17 protein-coding genes are annotated in these 16,595 nt (G+C 52.1%); all 17 read right to left on the bottom strand.

Translation table 11 applies throughout. The features are described 5' to 3' along the window. Position 1: 1 nt before the first annotated feature. Positions 2-238, bottom strand: coding sequence for a carbon storage regulator CsrA (gene csrA, locus G5B47_RS07810; RefSeq protein WP_165096377.1), 237 nt, complete (start codon positions 236-238; stop codon positions 2-4). A gap of 1 nt (position 239) precedes the next feature. Beyond that, positions 240-695, bottom strand: a complete 456-nt coding sequence (gene fliW / locus G5B47_RS07805; RefSeq protein ID WP_328804481.1) for a flagellar assembly protein FliW — start codon at positions 693-695, stop codon at positions 240-242. Between the two features lie 71 nt (positions 696-766). Further along, positions 767-1,333 (bottom strand): DUF6470 family protein, encoded by a 567-nt coding sequence (locus tag G5B47_RS07800; protein WP_165096372.1) that lies wholly within the window; start codon positions 1,331-1,333, stop codon positions 767-769. A gap of 15 nt (positions 1,334-1,348) precedes the next feature. Next, a complete protein-coding gene (gene flgL / locus G5B47_RS07795; RefSeq protein ID WP_206107271.1) occupies positions 1,349-2,266 on the bottom strand; it encodes a flagellar hook-associated protein FlgL in 918 nt (305 codons plus the stop codon). A gap of 14 nt (positions 2,267-2,280) precedes the next feature. Next, a complete protein-coding gene (gene flgK / locus G5B47_RS07790; RefSeq protein ID WP_165096369.1) occupies positions 2,281-3,882 on the bottom strand; it encodes a flagellar hook-associated protein FlgK in 1,602 nt (533 codons plus the stop codon). A gap of 56 nt (positions 3,883-3,938) precedes the next feature. After that, a complete protein-coding gene (locus G5B47_RS07785) occupies positions 3,939-4,439 on the bottom strand; it encodes a flagellar protein FlgN (RefSeq protein WP_165096367.1) in 501 nt (166 codons plus the stop codon). Positions 4,440-4,451: 12 nt separating this feature from the next. After that, positions 4,452-4,739 carry a flagellar biosynthesis anti-sigma factor FlgM gene (flgM, locus tag G5B47_RS07780; RefSeq protein WP_165096364.1) on the bottom strand — a complete coding sequence of 96 codons (288 nt, stop codon included), beginning with the start codon at positions 4,737-4,739 and terminating at the stop codon, positions 4,452-4,454. Positions 4,740-4,843: 104 nt separating this feature from the next. Next, the gene (locus tag G5B47_RS07775) at positions 4,844-5,254 is read right to left on the bottom strand and encodes a TIGR03826 family flagellar region protein (RefSeq protein WP_165096361.1); all 411 of its coding nucleotides are present in this window, start codon (positions 5,252-5,254) and stop codon (positions 4,844-4,846) included. 116 nt (positions 5,255-5,370) lie between these two features. After that, entirely contained in the window at positions 5,371-6,381 is a 1,011-nt protein-coding gene (locus tag G5B47_RS07770) for a ComF family protein (protein ID WP_165096359.1), read from the bottom strand. Then, positions 6,378-8,504 (bottom strand): helicase-related protein, encoded by a 2,127-nt coding sequence (locus G5B47_RS07765; RefSeq protein ID WP_165096357.1) that lies wholly within the window; start codon positions 8,502-8,504, stop codon positions 6,378-6,380. Before G5B47_RS07765 ends, G5B47_RS07770 begins: the two co-directional genes overlap by 4 nt. Positions 8,505-8,620: 116 nt before the next feature. Continuing rightward, the gene (locus tag G5B47_RS07760) at positions 8,621-9,085 is read right to left on the bottom strand and encodes a glycosyltransferase family A protein (protein ID WP_165096354.1); all 465 of its coding nucleotides are present in this window, start codon (positions 9,083-9,085) and stop codon (positions 8,621-8,623) included. A 96-nt stretch (positions 9,086-9,181) separates the two neighbouring features. After that, positions 9,182-9,904: a response regulator transcription factor gene (locus G5B47_RS07755; protein WP_025336806.1), complete on the bottom strand. Its 723-nt coding sequence runs from the start codon at positions 9,902-9,904 to the stop codon at positions 9,182-9,184. A gap of 4 nt (positions 9,905-9,908) precedes the next feature. Further along, entirely contained in the window at positions 9,909-11,069 is a 1,161-nt protein-coding gene (locus tag G5B47_RS07750) for a sensor histidine kinase (RefSeq protein ID WP_165096352.1), read from the bottom strand. Between the two features lie 56 nt (positions 11,070-11,125). Continuing rightward, on the bottom strand, positions 11,126-13,858 hold the full coding sequence (locus G5B47_RS07745; protein ID WP_165096349.1) for a stalk domain-containing protein: 2,733 nt from the start codon (positions 13,856-13,858) through the stop codon (positions 11,126-11,128). A gap of 227 nt (positions 13,859-14,085) precedes the next feature. After that, positions 14,086-15,288 (bottom strand): methionine adenosyltransferase, encoded by a 1,203-nt coding sequence (gene metK / locus G5B47_RS07740; protein ID WP_165096347.1) that lies wholly within the window; start codon positions 15,286-15,288, stop codon positions 14,086-14,088. Positions 15,289-15,508: 220 nt separating this feature from the next. Further along, on the bottom strand, positions 15,509-15,781 hold the full coding sequence (locus G5B47_RS07735; protein WP_165096345.1) for an alpha/beta-type small acid-soluble spore protein: 273 nt from the start codon (positions 15,779-15,781) through the stop codon (positions 15,509-15,511). 205 nt (positions 15,782-15,986) lie between these two features. Then, the gene (locus tag G5B47_RS07730; protein WP_165096342.1) at positions 15,987-16,553 is read right to left on the bottom strand and encodes a hypothetical protein; all 567 of its coding nucleotides are present in this window, start codon (positions 16,551-16,553) and stop codon (positions 15,987-15,989) included. Between the last annotated feature and the right edge of the window lie 42 nt (positions 16,554-16,595).

The following is a 16,595-nucleotide window of genomic DNA, read 5'->3' as shown; positions in this document are numbered from 1 at the left end:
ATCAATTATTCGGCCCACGAAGCCGATGAATTAGCGCATTCAAATCTGATTGCTGAGGAGCGGCCGACTCACGGTTGGCCTCCTGGATGGAAAGATAAACTTCTTTTCTGAAAATATCCACATGTTTAGGAGCAGAAATGCCTACTTTTACCGTGTCTCCTTCAACACTTAAAATCGTCAGCTCAATCTGGTCTTGGATAACGATGGTCTCTCCTTTTTTGCGGGAAAGAACAAGCATTTTATCCACCATCCTTTCCGTCGATAACGGGCTGTTCTTGCAATAGGTTATGTTTCGTATGATAAGGGGCTTTATGCAGCACGATTTGTTTGCCGGTACGTTTGGCAGGATTCAACACAATAGGAGCTAACAGATTAACCGTCGACTGTTCAATCTGTTCCTTCAATGTAATGATACAAGCAACCATCACTTCCGTTTCAATTTGCAGTTCCTCCGCCTCATCATCAGGCAATTCAAATTCGTATGAGGGATAGAAGGCAAACGGATCACCCAACAAGAAGGAATGTCTTTGTTCCTTCACTGATTGCAATACCCAGAATGGAGTATCCACCATAGCAATCAAGGCAAACTCCGTATCTTCATCGAATCCGGGAATTCCTTTGGGGAAATGATAAATCTGCTCTTCTTTCACTTCAAGCTCCCCCCAAGTCAGCGTTTCTATAATCAAATTGTTCACTCCTCATAATCGGATATTTAAATAGTAGAAAAGCTATAGAAGCGCTCTCCGGCACATCTATAGCTTGATAGCTACATTTGAACATTCAATTCCGGCGGAATAAACTGCACGGAAGCATAATGCTGCATGTATATATCTAATTTGCCACGGGTGTATTCAATCTCCGGCCGATTGTTCTCCACCGCAACGTCAACCTGAGCAGGTGTAAACTCAATCTGCGGCGCTCTCGTCTCGAAATGAATGTCTACATTATCATAGGATGCAGGACCACACGGCTCCGGGAACGAACGAGGTTCCGTATCTAAACCGTAAACTTCCGCTATGGTATTCCCCGGTTTAAAAAATTCCGCCATTCGGTTTCCGTTTTCGACTTTTTGCGCGAGATTTTGTAGATAGAGTTGCTGGATACCCGAATAAATCCGCTTGTTCATATCCAGCACACTCCCCCCGTTGTAGGCCGCCCGTGCTCTGGATTGATCTATGGTGAGTTCAGGCCGGAAGGATTGGGCATGAAGTTCACCTGGGGTAGTGGTAATCTTCATATTCGGTTTGTGTTGTCTTATAGAGAACGAGCCGAGATCAGCATCTATACCTAAAACAGCAGGAGTCTGGCGTATTTGCAAAATTGACTGCAGCAACGATAGCCACCTCCATTATCTGATGAAATCAACCAGCGAGGTGGAAATAATTTTGGCACCCACCGACAAGGACGCATTATATATGTTTTCTTGAATCTTGGACTGCATAATCAAGCCCTCATAATCGGCATCCTCGGTTTTTGCTTGCAGATCCGTAAGGTTAATGTTCAAATCACTAAGCCGATCCCGTATTAATTCCACACGGTTGGTCTTGGCTCCGATTTCAGCACGGGAGGAGAGAATTGTTTCTACACGCGTGTCGATTTTGTCCAACTGGCTTGAAACTCCGGTAAGATCGCCCGATGTCAACGAATTGGAAATATTGTTAATAATAGTGAATATATTGTCCGCATCTCCGGTATGGCCAAACACATCATTCCCAGTCATATTAATCGGCATCTGCACGCCTTCGCCTACGATGTACTGAATCTGGCCTGAATCCGTGGTAATATTTTGGGACACATCATATGTTCCATCTGCACCCTTAGCAAAATCATAGGGCTTTGTATTATACTGCTCACCATTAAATATATATTTGCCGTTGAGCTTGCTGTTGGCAATGTCTACAAGCTGCTCCTTAAGCTGCAGCACTTCTTGATTGATGCTATCCAGTGCAGACTGGGGATTACTGCCTGTGGAAGCTTGTACGGTCAACTCCCGTAGACGCTGAACGACATCTCCGGCTTGTCCCAGCACCGTATCATTATAATCCAGCCAGGAAAGTGCGCTGTCTACGTTCTTCGTATACTGCTCATTTGAAGAAAGCTCAGCCCGGTAACGCAAGGAATACGTAATGCCTACAGGATCATCGGAGGGCTTGTTGATTTTGCGTCCGCTGGACAGCTGCAGCTGCGTATCATTCATAGTACGGGCATTCCGGTTCAGATTAAGCAGCAGCTGCGAATTCATCATATTGGAGGTGACCCTCAACATATGCTAGTCCTCCTTTATCTTCCGACGGTGCCGGTAGAATTGATTAATTTATCAAGCATTTCGTCATAAGTTGTCATGAAACGGGCGGCGGCGCTATACGCATGCTGGAACACCAGCATATTCGACATTTCTTCATCCAGAGATACCCCGCTGACCGATTGACGGCGAGAGTTCACCTGTTCAACAAGATAGTCGGCATTATCTGCCTGACGGGCTGCTTCCTGAGATTGAATGCCAAGCTGTCCAACCATCGAGCTAAGGTAAGAACCGACCGTCCCTGTCTTGGAACCATCTGGCGTAGTAAACGTTTTGTTATCCTTCAGATTACTCATCAGAAGCGCAAGGGTATTGTTCCCCTTAATGACCTGGGGATTCCCGGAACTATCCAGTACTGTACGCAGCGATGTTGCAAACAGGGAAACATCAGCCGCTATATCTTCATTCAGCTTGATATTACCGGCATTGATTGTGCTGCTGCCATCCGAGGTTGTAAAGAAGGAACGGCCTGAGCTTCCGTCCATGGCATAACCCAGTTGATGCAATCCGTTCAATCCTCGGACTACAGTCTTAACATCCTCGTACAGGGCAGCCCCCTTAGACATGGCTTGGCCTGCCGCCAAAGTGACCACTGTTCCGTCCGTTTGCTTAATCTGAGCATCATTGGTAAGCACAGTTCCCTCTGGAAGATTGGAACCGGCAGGAAGCGTGATTTCCACACTGCCATTAGCAATCGTGCCTGCCATAGCATCAAGCTGATTCTTGTAATCAGCAACATAATTTCTGCTGGAGAAAATCATGCCATAAGCTTCACCAGCCCTTAAATCTCCCGAGGTAAAGGCATCATTGAGAAATGCACTGTCTACAGTAGCGGGATTTGCCGCCCCCTGAACAAGCGCCCGTGTTCCCGAAGAAATGTTATAGCCTGCATCGGTCTCTACAACGGTGATGTTGACAATCTTGGATAGCTTATCCGTCAGCAGGTCGCGCTGATCCCGCAAATCATTAGCATGGTCACCCATGCCCTCAATCTTGGTAATCGATCGATTCAGATCGGTTATGGCGTTCAAGTAAGTCTGGATTTCTTTAGATTTAGTATCAACGTTCTCATTAAGATCGCTATCCAGATTACTCAATTGGGTACTCATATAGTTCATGGCATCCGTAAGAGATTGCGCAGTTTGCACTACAATTTTGCGTGCGGTGGGATCCTCTGGATTCTTGCTAAGGTCGGACCAAGACTTCCAAAAGTTATCCAATACTGTTCGAATTCCTGTATTTGACGGTTCGTTCACAATCGCTTCCAGCTTATCGAGGGTGTCGGATTGAATGCTCCAGTTGCCATGAGCAGCATTCTCTCCGCGGTACTGTTCATCAAGGAACATCTCGCGAATCCGTTCGATGGAGGTGAATTCCACCCCTGTACCCAATTGCCCGGGAACGGTTGAATTTGTTAGTCCATATGCTTCAATTGGACTTGCTGCTTTCATATTAACACGCTGGCGCGTATAGCCTTCCGTGTTGGCGTTAGCAATATTGTGACCGGTTGTATTCAGGGCGGCCGTTTGAGTAAAAAGACTTCGTCTAGCCGTCTCTATAGAATGAAAAGTAGATGTCATGCTATTTGCTCCTCCCTTGTGATTGTTGCAGCAAAACGGTATTCTGTCGGCTCAATTTATCCCCGCGCGTCAAAAAAACCTGGCCTTCTTGCCGCGTTATCCCGATTGGCCGGGTGTTGGTAGGTAATATCCTGGTTCGGTCTGCCGACAAGCAAATCCAGGGAGTAATCTATAAATGCAAGCGACTGCTCAATCAGCCTCTGATTCAGTTCATTGGCTTTCTTCAAGCGATCCAGCGTATGAGCAAGCTGGTCTTGAATATGCAGCAATTTCGCTTTGTCTTCAGGGTCAAATACAAGTCGGGAGAGCTCGGTAAGGGTTAAGTTAAGGTTGGAACGAATTCCAACTTCCTGCAGGAAGGCATAAGTGGCTTGGGTTCGCTGCTCCTCCAACTGTCCAACAAGCTTAACAAGCTTGGATTCCTGGTTAAGGATTTCAATGAGACCTTCAACCTTATTGTCCATTATGGCTTGTTTCTTTGCAGCGGCCAGATCAAGCATTTGTAAATGTGTCTCGTCCAGCCGCTCGAGAAATTCAATCAATGCTGTAAGTCCCATGGATGATTTCACCTAATTCTCAGAGGATTGCTTAAAAAAGGGGGCGAGTTTCTCGGCGAGCTTGGATGCGTCTACTTGATAAGTACCGGCGGAGACCTGCTGCTTCAGGCTTTGAATTCTTTGGGCTCGTTCGTTGTCGGCTTTACCACTGTTCTGCGCTTCCAAAAGCTTCATGGCTTCCGTGGAAATGGTTACCTCGTCTTTGGGTGTACTTTTCTTCATCTGTTCCTGCCTTTGTGATTCCGCATTCCGTTGGTAAGGATTAATCGGATTAATTCGTCCGCTTTCGTTGATCTTCACAATTAACACCTTCTTTCGATTATAAAAAGGCCGATAATCTTTACTAAGTTTATCGGCCTTGATTGAAACATACTTTATACCTGAAAGCGTATTTTTTGTATAAATTATTGGCCGCGCAGCTTATCTACCGCCCTGTAAGCTCCCTTGGAATCCTTGCGAGAAGCTTCCGAAGCGGCGCTTTCTTTCGATGCATTCATTAAGTCTTGGGTCAGTCTGCTGCGGCAGCTGTCGCACATATGCCCTTCCCGGATCAGCGTTCCGCATACCTCGCAAGGATACATGATATTCGGCGCATTGGCGATGGAAATTCGTCCCTCCCGGATAAAGCGGGTGATTTCCTTAATCGGGATGTCGGTGGCATCGGAGAGTTCTTGAATATTGGCGCCTTTATTCTCCCGTAAGTATTTCACGCAAATCTCATACTGCTTCTCCAGTTCCTTAACGCAGGACTGACACAGTTCCATAACATTCTTGACGTAGATCTTGCCGCACCGCGGACAATTATCGATATTCATGATTTGGCAGCGCCCTTTCTTTCCAAAATAATCCGTCAATAGACTGCTTGTGCTCCTAGATTACATGATTGAGCCCGTTTCGTCTATGCCTTCCCCATCCTAAGAAAGGATTGCCCTTACGAACGGGCCCAGGTCAGGCTGTAAATTTCGGCCTCGCGGCCGGCGGACGATACCATCTTCTGCAGCACCTCCGCACAAGCGCGGATGGTACTTCCCGTCGTATAGATATCATCTAAAATTATTATTTTTAACGGAGGCGAACAAGCCGGGAAATGTCTGGTATTTCCCGAGTTGGAGCGGGCGGAAAATAAAAGCTTTTCCGCAAATTCACCGGTCCATGCCGGATTCGGGACAAAAGCGCGCCGCATATCGGCAAGCCGTTCCGCCCGGGTCTTAAAGCTCTGTTTGCCGGTATGATGGGCGCGGAGCAGCAGTTCCATGACGGGGATATTGCGGCGTGCCGATAGGAGCTGCGCCAGTCTTTCGGCCTGATTGAAGCCGCGCTCGGCGAGCCGGACGCCGCTGACTGGCACAGGCACTAGTAAATCCGCCTCCCACCCGCGGGCATTGCCAGACCGAGCGGCGTAAACGGGCAGCGGCGGATGCTGAGAAGATGCTGCCGGAAAGCTTAACCGTGACAACAGCACCTTCCACCCCTCAGGCAAAGCCCGGAAATACTGCCCAACAGCAGCGGCCACTCGTCCGGGTTGGACCTTCGCAGCCATAGCCATGTCCCCTTCCCGCTCGGGAATCGCCAATGTCTCCATTTCCGCTTTAAGCATACCATAAGCCTGGTCCAGCATGACTCCAAGCACTTCGGCGAAACGTTCATCTCCTCTGTATTTATACCTTCCGAGCCATTCACGCATCTCACTGCTGTAGGCCACCGCACTCCGGTTGCGTATCAGAGAGGACGCGTCGTTTCCGCGCGCACAGTCGGGGCAGCCGACATGCCGGCCGCATTTGGGGCAGCGGGGGCGAATAATCCACGGAACAGCCGCGGCACAGTGCTCGCAAATGCCGGGCAGCCGGGACGAGTGCTTTCCCTCCCGGCCGCACGCTAGGCAATGATCCTGCCCCGGGGCAAGGAGAGAATGAACGCGCTTAAGCCAGCTTCCACTTATCATTGAACTCCCCCCTTGTTCAGGTAGCCCTTATGCCGGGCAATCTTGTTCATTGTCCGAATCTGCGCGCATGCGCCGCGCTGCGAACGGTTCCACTGCCTGGAAGCGAACACGACTCGGCCCTTAGGGTCGTCCTTTGAGCGGCCGGCCCGTCCGGCCATCTGAACGAGCGAAGCCTCGTCAAAGAGCCGGTCGTCCGCGTCCAGCACGAACACATCGCTGCGCGGAACGGTGACTCCTCTTTCCAGAATAGTCGTGGTTACGAGTACGGAGATTTCCCGGCGGCGGAAAGCGGCGACCTTGTCCACTCTTTCGGGGTCCTGCGAAGAGGTTCCTTCGATGACAGCACCGGGCAATGCACGGCGTAAAAGCGAAAGCAGTCTGTCGATCTGCACAATCCGGGCGACAAACAGGAAAATTTGCGCCTCACGTTCAAGCGAATGTTTGAGCGCTTGGATCAGCTTAATCGGCAGCCGTCCGCGCTTCAGGCAGTCGCCGACTGAGGGCATTTTCAAATGCTTCGGCACCGGAAGAGGAAAACCGTGGAACCTGACCGGCACTCTCGCATGGTTCAGTCTTCCCCGGCGGACCTCCCGCTGCATTGTCTGAGGCGGCGTAGCAGACAAGTAAATAAACGCTCCTCCGGGTTTGCACGCTCCTTCAGCGGCAAAAGCGAGCATAGGATCGTTGTGGAAAGGAAATGCGTCCAGCTCATCGATAATGACCAGGTCGAAGCACTGGTAGAACCGCAGCAGCTGGTGCGTGGTCGCGAGGGCCAACCGGCCCTCCGCCCAGCGGTCCCTGCTGCCGCCATACAGCACGGCGATGCTCTCCGCCGGGAATGCCTTGGCGAGCCGCGGCGCCAGCTCCAGCACGACGTCGCGCCGCGGCGTCGCCACGAGCGCCCGCCCGCCTGCGGCGAGCACGGCCTCAAGGAGCGGGAAAATCATCTCCGTCTTTCCCGCTCCCGTCACCGCCCAGAGCAGGAACCGCTCGGGGCGCCCGGCCGCGGAGCCCGCGCGCGGCTCCGCGAGGAACCCCAGCGCAGCGCCGGCGGCCTCCGCCTGCGCCGCGCTTAACCCCCACCGGTGCCGCAGCCCGGCGGGGTCCATAGCGGCCGTGCCCCGCACGGCCGGAAGCGCTGCGCCGCGCAGCAGCAGCGCGCAAGCCCGGCTGCGCCCGAGTGCGAGGCAGGCCTCGCAGTAGGCGCAGCCGGCCAGGCCGCACGCGGCGCAGGCCGTGCGGCCCGTGGCGGCGCTGCCGCAGCGCAGGCAGCGCGGGTGTGCGGGCGCGGCGGCGAAGCGCCGCGCAAGGCGGCCGCGCAGGGCCGGCAGCCATGCGGCCCGGGCCAGCGCGCGCCCCGGGCGTTTCACATACCCGGCACCCTCTCGCCCGGTCCCTACTCCCCAGCCCGCTCGCCCAGCCGCTCCCCTATCCCTTTCATGCCCGTCTTCCCTATGCTCCACCCGCCCGGATCTCCCCAGTTGCTTGTCACGCCCAACGTCTTCTCTCAGCCCTGCTCCCCCAGCCCCATCCCGCTCCAAGCTTCCCGCTTCCCCCGCAAGCTCCGCCCCTACTGCGGCCTCCAGGCGCAGCCTGCCCTGCAAATACGCGAGCTGCGCCGCGCTCCGCCAGCAGCCCAGCAGCTCGGGGCGGCGCTCGGTCAGCAGCGCTTCCACTTCGGACTCCAGGAGCGACCGGCCCCGCAGCGCCTTGGCAAGCCAGTCCGCATAGTCCAACAGCTTGTGCGGATGGAGCAGATCCCGTTGATCTGTCCCCGTCTGCTCAGACTCTTGTTCCGGAACACCCGGACTATCGCCCCCAGCTCGCAGAAGCTCCTCCTCCTGATCCAGTTCCGCTTTCAGAATCTCCCGCGCATAGCTTGTCCAGGCCGCTTCGCTCCACCGCTCCATCTCCTTCCGGTACGTGAAGCTCCTATGCAGCTTTACCGCCCAGCCCAGCGGCAGGGAAACGCCGAGGAAAATCACCCTATCCGCCGCAGGCGTTACCTCGTTTTCCTTCCAGCTCAATTCCCCCTTCCACCATAAGACATCCACCCTTGGATCAATGGACAGATACGCCTCCCAGCCATTGCTTTGCTTTACCGTATACACTGCCGCCCTCATGTGCATCTCTCCTCTTTTTATAGGAATCCACGCAAAAAAGCACACTCCCCTATTTTAGGAAAGTGTGCTTCACCAAGAACTCCGATATGGTATTGTATCCTTTAATCGGCCAGCGATTACATCTTGCTGCGTTTCGATTGAAATCCCCTGCTTCCTACAGCCCGCATGAACGGCAGCGGAATCGGATGCTCCGGTTGCCGCAGGTCAATCACGGTATCTTCATCTCTCCGCAGTGACTGCGCTTTCTGATCTGCTTGAAGATAACCGTCCATTCCGTGCGCCATCCGTACATCCAGAGAACAACCGCCGTCCCGCAGCCCGGAGACAATCCGCAGCGTTCCATCGCTGGAGCCGTCGTCCATAAAGGTTACCCGCAGCCGCTTCCCTGTCAGAAAAGACTGCAGTGTCATCGCGCGGATCACCCCCTCCACCACGGATTCATGATTGCGGGCAATCAGAATGTAGTGGAGCCATTTTTCCATTTCGCCGGACGCTTTCATCTTGTCGCGGAATTTAAGCGCATGAACGCACATTACCGCAGATGCATACACAGCTCCGATCCAGATCAGCTGGGCCATCATGGAGATGCACCTCCTCTTATACCAACACTATATGCCGGCAAAAGAGAAGAGGTGACTTGCGCGAAATTTCGCATACCGTAAGCTTTAGGGGTTATTTTACAGCGTTACCCAGCCGTATTTGATCGAATTGATAACCGCTTGGGTGCGGTCGTCGACCTCCATTTTTTGCAAAATGCTGCTGACATGGTTTTTGACCGTCTTTTCGCTGATAAACAAATATTCGCCGATCATCTTGTTGCTCTTTCCTTCGGCCATCAGGCGCAGCACTTCGGCTTCGCGGCGCGTCAGCGGATTGTTGTCGCCTGCCACGAATTTGACTCCCGCTTCCTTCACCGAGGTTTCGGCAATCGCGCCCGCTTCGTTCAGGTAAGTCATCCGCCGAAGCTGGTTAATCAGCTTGCCCGTCACTTTGGGATGGATAAAGGCGTGCCCCTCGCATACCGAACGGATCGCATTGATCAGCGACTCGGCCTCCATATCCTTCAGCAGATAACCGTTGGCGCCCTTGCGCAGCGTTTCGAATACGTAGCTTTCATCGTCATGGATGGACAAAATAATCACTTTGACGTCGGGGAACATTTCCCTCAGCTTTTCCGTCGCCTCCACGCCGTTCTCGACCGGCATATTGATATCCATCAGCACGATGTCCGGTTTATTCTGGTTGACGAACTCAAGCACCTGTATGCCGTCACCGCATTCGCCTATGACCTCGATGTCTTCCTCCATATTCAAAATACGCTTGAGTCCTTCTCTAAACAGCTGATGATCGTCAGCCAAAAGTACTTTAATGGGTGTCTTGCCGGGGTTTTGGTTCTCCATTACACTACTCCTTTCCCTTCTCCACGTTCGTTGGAATATGGACAATGATTGCGGTTCCTTCATTTTCGGCAGATTCAATTTCCATTCTTCCTTCCAGCAGTTCCACGCGTTCACGCATCCCGACCAGTCCGAAGCTTTCTCTGTCAATCTGCTCTTTTTTCATTTTCTGCACATTGAAGCCTATTCCATTATCCCTGACAACAATTTTGATCAACTGTGCCTGATATGTAATTTCCACCAAAACGTAGCTGGCACAAGCATGCTTTGCCACATTGGACAGCGCCTCTTGAATGAGCCGGTACACGGCTGCTTCCATAGCTGACGACAGGCGGTGCTCCTTGCCTCTGGTTTCAAAAGAGGTTCGGATCTTATTCTTCTCCTCATAATCATGAACATACTTGCGCAGCGTGGGAATAAGTCCCAAGTCATCCAAAGCCATCGGACGCAGATTAAAAATGACCTTGCGCATTTCCTCGAGGCTTGAACGTACCTGTCCTTTCAGATCTACTATTTCGTTCTGGACCAGTCCAAATTCCTGCTTCACGAGCATTCTTTCCACAATTTCTGTTCGGAGCACCAGGTTGGCCAGCATTTGAGCAGGGCCATCATGGATTTCGCGGGCAATCCGCTTGCGCTCCTCTTCCTGGGCCAAAATAATTTTGAGCCCGATGATCTGACGGTTCTTGGCAGATTCGACAATCCGCGTTACATGTCCCAGTTCTCCGGACAAATACTTCAAGACCACACTCATTTGCGAGCCGATCGATTCCGCCCGCTCCACCGAGTTCTCGACGCTCCGGACCCGCTTCTGCAGCTCGTCTCGCCGGTTCCTGAGGTAAGCTTCCCTTTCCCTGCTCATCATAAGCTCAAGCTGCAGCTCCGTCGCCTTCTCGTAGGCAATCCGGATATCTTGTTCTGTATAACGAACAAAATCGCGGCTGACCTCTGTTAACCGGATACGTGACCGGCGGTAATCGACCTCCAGCTTGTCTACCTTCTGCAGCATTTCATCCGTCTCCTGCCGAACCTGCTGCAGTTCATTGTTGAGATTTGCAAGCTCCTCGCGGGCCGCTTGCAAAATCTCAAAAATCTGATACTTGCTGTCTTCCATTACGTCAATCGTATTCTTGATTACGCGGTCAATGGCATCGGGTTGGAATTCCACGGACAATGGCCCCATTTCTATCGAATCATATTAAGGCACGCCTTTATATTAACATATCATGATTCGATCGTTACGGTCTTCGTTTCCTGTTCCCATTTTACGGTGAGTCCAAGCTGCTCGGAGACCAGGCGAAGCGGGACTAAAGTCCTTCCTTGTAGGAGTAAAGGCGCTACTTCTGCGCTTTGCCGTACGCCATTTAGGACAAATTCCTTCTTGTTTACCGTAAGGTCCAAAGCTTTGGAGCCGCGGAGAACCATAATCTTCCGGGTGACCGGGTCCCAGGATGCGCTGCCGCCAAAAGCGTCCAACACATAGCGTATCGGCACATAGGTTGTTCCATTCTGCACCAGCGGCGCCGAGTCAATGGCTTTCTTCGTTCCGTTGACCGTCAGCGTCTTCTGGCCGATCGTCATGGACGCCGTTCCCGTAGGCAATCCCGCCTCGCTCGACAGCGAAGGCATGGTGAAGGAAATGTTGTCAAAGGCCACGGTGCCCGTCTTGGCGCGTTCATCCTGTCCTTCCTCGACATTCACGACATACAACCGTTTCAGCGCTGCCGGGAATTTCATTCCTGAACCTGACAGGTCAATATCAAGCTTCTTCCATCCAGTCCAGTCGATGGTTTTGGCAAGATCTACATAGACTGTTGCTCCCCCGGCATCCGTAAATTCGGCACGCAGCCAGTTCAGGCTCTTATCACCCATCACATCAAGCGACATCGAGGTCGCCGCCGCCGGAACCGATTTGCCAGCCGTCCCGTTGAATTGGGCGTAGGCGTACATCTTGCCCGTACCCGCGGTCATATCATAGCTGAGGTTCAGAACCTTCGACCCGGCGTGGTCTTCACTGCCCGCTGTAATCGAAGCCGTTCCCAGAACAGCCGGATTATTTGTAGTAAAAGCGATCGGATAAGCGACATTTTCAAAATCCTCCCACGGGGTTGCCGCGGCTGTCGTCAGCACAATTGCCGTGCTGAACCCGTCGTAACGCGCAATGGCATAACCCGTCATCACTCCCGCATTTACCGAATTCACGGTCAGCTTGCCGCCCTGCACACTTCCCTTGAAGCCGACAAACTCCCATTTCACTGCAGAATCCGGCACGCTGATGGAAGCGCCGTTTTTGACAACTGCGGTAATCGGAACCGGGATCGAGGTCCCTGCCTTCAGCGGACCGTTAACCGTTCCCGCCGTCAAACGGGTCAAATCGTCTCCGCCAAGCACGGTAACTGTCGTTGAGGCGCTTACCGATCCGCTGGTCGCGGTCACAGCGGCTGTTCCCGGCTTCACAGCCGTCGCTTCGCCTCCACTGACGCTTACGCTGCTGCTGCTGGATTTCCAGGAGGGGTTCCCGGAGGCGACGTCAATCGGGTTGTAATACGTATCGTAACCTTTCAGCGTATAAGATGCTTTCTGACCGATGAGCAGGACGCTGCTGCCGCTGATCTTGATCCCTTTCACTTCTCCCTGCGGCGCATTGGTATAGACACCAACCCCGTTGACAATGCTGCGCTGCTCCGTGCCGTATTCCGTATCGAACGAGAGGATTGTTTCGGTTTCGGCCAGCGGCCGGTCGACCATTGTCGTTGAACCGCCGCCATCCAGGTTGAGCCCTTTATATACGCCGACGCTCGTCATAAAGGATTGCAATTCGGAGAGGGACATCCCCGAGCTGCTGTCATTCTTCTCCACCGCGACAATGTAAGCGTAGCGGCCGTCCTGGGAATACCCAAGCGCCGTTCGTGCCCGGTAGCCGCCGATGCTGCTGACGGAACGGGAGAATGCCGCCGCCTTCCCTTGATCCACCAGAATCGTGTGCCCGCCGATCATCATCTGCAGATTTGCCGGATCGATGGTTTCCCCTGTTGCTGCTGAGCGAAGAGAATAGGCCGCTGTCAAAGGCTGTCCAACCTGCAAATGATCGGCAACGAACTGTGCAGCCGTTCCGTGCGTCCGCAGAATATAGGCGCCCGCCGGCACCGCAATCGGCAGAGCGGTATTTCGGCTTGAAATTTGCGTAATAATCCCATTTTCGACCAGCACCTCGGTCGGGGAGGTAGAACTGTTTTTCGGCCGTTCCAGCGCCGTCCAAGCATCCGTATAAATATACGCCGCATTGACATGACTGTAAGTCGAAGCCCCGCCTTCCGGATTGTATGCCCCCTTGTTGATTCCCGCCAGTGTAAGCTGCGAGCCGTCTGCCGCCGTTATCGTCCCTTCGAACGAGAATTGGTCGATGATCGGCTTTCTGTCAGTCGTCAGGGCAAAAGCATAAAGTCCATTTAACTGAGACGGGGTCGATACCAGAGTTCCCCCCGATACTTCACCGCCGATCGGCGCACCTTCACCTCCGGTATTGAAATAATCTCCATTTACCGCCGCTACCGCACCCGTCTCTTTGGCCATTCCGCCCGTGCTCTGGCGCGTGGTCAGCTTACCATTTTTTCCAGTCATGACGTCTATAGAGACGTAAGGATTGTTCAGATCCACGCGGATAACATCTGCAAGGCCGGTGGCTTTGCTGCCCGAGCGGGTTACGGTATATTTGTATTTCAGCTTCGTTGCACCCGATGTAATGATTTCTTCACTCACTTTGGTTGCTGTAAAAGAGGAAGCGGCCTCTGCAATTGACGAGAAGCCCTGCCGGAACTGCATCGGCTCGCTGCCGATGACCGGCATGATCCACAGCACGCCCGCGAGCGAAGCGGCTACCCATTTGGCGGCGACAGTTTTTCTATAGCTCCCTGGTTTATCATTTCTAGTCTGGTTCGACGAACAACTGCTATTCATTCAAAGTAACTCTCCCATCTCAAATATTCCCCCACCGCGTTCCCCTTACATAATTAATAGACTAAGTTTTACCGAAAAAGTTACGAAATTGACACCAAAAAATATTTTAACCTCCATTTCGGGCATAAAAAAGGCCTTTTGCATACAGACAGCTCATGATGACTTGTCCATACAAAAGGCCTTTTCTTAGATGTTTTGCAAGATAAAATCCATCCCGCTTACCAAAATTACAGACCGGCTTGCTCTCTGAGCAATCCCGCTTTATCCACACGTTCCCAAGGAAGATCGAGATCAGTGCGTCCAAAATGGCCATACGCCGCCGTCTGCTTGTAGATCGGTCTGCGCAGATCCAGCATGGCAATAATTCCGGCCGGGCGAAGGTCAAAATTGTCACGAACCAGCTTAACCAGTTGTTCCTCACTGACCTTGCCTGTGCCGTATGTATCGACGTTAATGGAAACCGGGTTCGCTACGCCAATCGCATAAGCCAGCTGAATTTCGCATTTGTCGGCAAGTCCGGCGGCAACCAGATTTTTCGCTACATAACGCGCAGCATAGGCAGCAGAACGGTCAACCTTTGTCGGATCCTTGCCGGAAAAAGCGCCTCCGCCATGACGGGCATACCCACCATACGTGTCGACAATAATTTTCCGTCCGGTCAGACCGGCATCCCCTTGAGGTCCGCCAATAACAAAACGTCCGGTCGGATTGATAAAATACTTCGTCTCGTTATCCAGGAGTTCATCCGGCACCACCGGCAAAATGACATGCTCCTTGATATCCTTCTGGATTTGTTCGAGTGTAGTTTCCTCGGCATGCTGTGTGGATACAACGATCGTATCAACACGAACAGGCTTATCATCCTGATATTCGATCGTAACTTGCGTTTTTCCATCCGGTCTCAAATAATTTAATGTTCCATCCTTGCGGACTTCGGACAACCGGCGGGCGATACGGTGAGACAGAGCGATCGGAAGCGGCATCAGTTCAGGCGTTTCGTTGGTTGCGAAGCCGAACATTAATCCCTGGTCGCCTGCACCAATATTTGCGGTTTCTTCCGAAACCTGAGCAGGGTCACGATTTTCCAGCGCCGCATTAACTCCTTGGGCAATATCTGCGGACTGCTCGTTAAGCGAAGTCAGCACAGCACAGGTATTATAGTCAAAGCCGTACTTGGCCCGTACATATCCGATTTCCTTGACAGTATTACGTACGATAGCCGGGATATCAACATACTCCGACTTCGTGCTGATCTCTCCAATAACGAGAACAAGACCGGTAGCAACCGATACCTCACAGGCTACGCGCGCATAAGGATCGTTTGCAAGAAACGCATCCAGAACCGCATCGGAAATTTGATCGCAAATCTTATCCGGATGTCCTTCGGTAACGGACTCGGAAGTAAACAAATGACGTCCTTTAACAGGCATAAACTCAACCTCCTATATAATAGGTAGAAACTGCTCGGGCAGTCGCCATATTCAATCTTTTTTTGCATAAAAATTCATATAAGTGCACAACTTAACCCGTCAAAAAAATCAACCTTTTCCAAATGGAAAAGGTCGGTTTTCCTCAAATGTCATATTAACTTATTTGCGTTGCAGTGTCAATCAATGCCCTTTGGTGCAAGCCTGTTGTCACCGATACGCTCTATGAGAAAAGGGCTTGCTCGGCCTGCTTCACGAGCCGCTTCGTAATTTCGCCGCCAACCGAACCGTTATCCCGGGACGTTAAATGTCCGAGATAAGGGGTTCGGGATGCCGCGGAAACGCCGCCCAACATTCCCAGTTCCGAAGCGAACTCCGTATCCGCTCCAGCACCGGAAGTGGGGCCATAAAGACCAAATTCGGCTGCAATTTCGAACTGCATCTGCTTCAGCATTTCCCGGCTTTCAGGAACAATCTTGCGATTATTACGTGCCATAACTGCACCTCCTGTAATTGTTGTATAAGTTACAGGATTATTGTGCTCAGCCTATCTTTCTTGCAGTCGCTGTAATGTTTGTTGCTTTTGGTTAAGGACTGCAGCATTGCTAAATAACAGGTTATAAGTATAAAACAAATCCAATTAGCCAAAAATAATAGACGGGTGCCCTTTTGAGACCCGCTAAACGATGGTTACGGGACGATTACTTTAATGTATACCCGCCCCGAACCATAACAACCAATCCAAGAGTTTGGCCGTCTTGTACGGTAATTCCCCGTCCATCCCTTGGAAAAGATAATAGATGGTTGGTGGGCGCTGACTGACCATTCGTCAAATCCAAACCGTCTGTCAGATCGGCTACACCGTTGGCGTCCTGAGTATATATGACGGCTTTGCCAGCTCTAACAATGAACTCAGCTCCGGCGGAGGCGATTAAAGTTTGTCCAGGCTTCACATCGACAATAACACTGGCAGTTCCGCCTCCCGAAGCAGGAGCCGGAGAAGCAGTGGCTGTGGCAGTCGGGGCTGCAGTGGCCGGAGTTGAGGTTGGAACTGGCGGTTTGGTAGCTGCCGGAGACGGAACGGTAACACCCTGAAGGGCTTTTTGGATCTGCTGATCCACATAACTCTTGGTCACTACCGGATCATCGGCCGTTCCGGGCTGATTTCCCACATCAGCTCCTTGAGCTGTATTACTAACAATTGAACCTGCCCAAATACCGCCTGCCAGCAATACTGCGGCAAACGTTATTTTCCATAGCGGTTTCATGCGAGCCCTCCTTCTAATGTAGGTATAAAAAAAAGAATAGCC

The sequence above is a fragment of the Paenibacillus apii genome, from assembly GCF_011043685.1.
GTDB classification, from domain to species: Bacteria; Bacillota; Bacilli; order Paenibacillales; family Paenibacillaceae; genus Paenibacillus_AQ; species Paenibacillus_AQ sabinae.
This window is presented reverse-complemented; position numbering and strand designations above follow the sequence as displayed.

Excerpts from the sequence above, each read along its gene's own strand:
- G5B47_RS07745 (WP_165096349.1), bottom strand. The coding sequence starts at position 13,858 with ATGAATAGCAGTTGTTCGTCGAACCAGACTAGAAATGATAAACCAGGG.
- G5B47_RS07770 (WP_165096359.1), bottom strand. The coding sequence starts at position 6,381 with ATGATAAGTGGAAGCTGGCTTAAGCGCGTTCATTCTCTCCTTGCCCCG.
- G5B47_RS07760 (WP_165096354.1), bottom strand. The coding sequence starts at position 9,085 with ATGATGGCCCAGCTGATCTGGATCGGAGCTGTGTATGCATCTGCGGTA.
- flgK (WP_165096369.1), bottom strand. The coding sequence starts at position 3,882 with ATGACATCTACTTTTCATTCTATAGAGACGGCTAGACGAAGTCTTTTT.
- csrA (WP_165096377.1), bottom strand. The coding sequence starts at position 238 with ATGCTTGTTCTTTCCCGCAAAAAAGGAGAGACCATCGTTATCCAAGAC.
- flgL (WP_206107271.1), bottom strand. The coding sequence starts at position 2,266 with ATGTTGAGGGTCACCTCCAATATGATGAATTCGCAGCTGCTGCTTAAT.
- G5B47_RS07755 (WP_025336806.1), bottom strand. The coding sequence starts at position 9,904 with ATGGAGAACCAAAACCCCGGCAAGACACCCATTAAAGTACTTTTGGCT.
- G5B47_RS07735 (WP_165096345.1), bottom strand. The coding sequence starts at position 15,781 with ATGGCACGTAATAATCGCAAGATTGTTCCTGAAAGCCGGGAAATGCTG.
- G5B47_RS07775 (WP_165096361.1), bottom strand. The coding sequence starts at position 5,254 with ATGAATATCGATAATTGTCCGCGGTGCGGCAAGATCTACGTCAAGAAT.
- G5B47_RS07785 (WP_165096367.1), bottom strand. The coding sequence starts at position 4,439 with ATGGGACTTACAGCATTGATTGAATTTCTCGAGCGGCTGGACGAGACA.
- metK (WP_165096347.1), bottom strand. The coding sequence starts at position 15,288 with ATGCCTGTTAAAGGACGTCATTTGTTTACTTCCGAGTCCGTTACCGAA.
- G5B47_RS07730 (WP_165096342.1), bottom strand. The coding sequence starts at position 16,553 with ATGAAACCGCTATGGAAAATAACGTTTGCCGCAGTATTGCTGGCAGGC.
- G5B47_RS07765 (WP_165096357.1), bottom strand. The coding sequence starts at position 8,504 with ATGAGGGCGGCAGTGTATACGGTAAAGCAAAGCAATGGCTGGGAGGCG.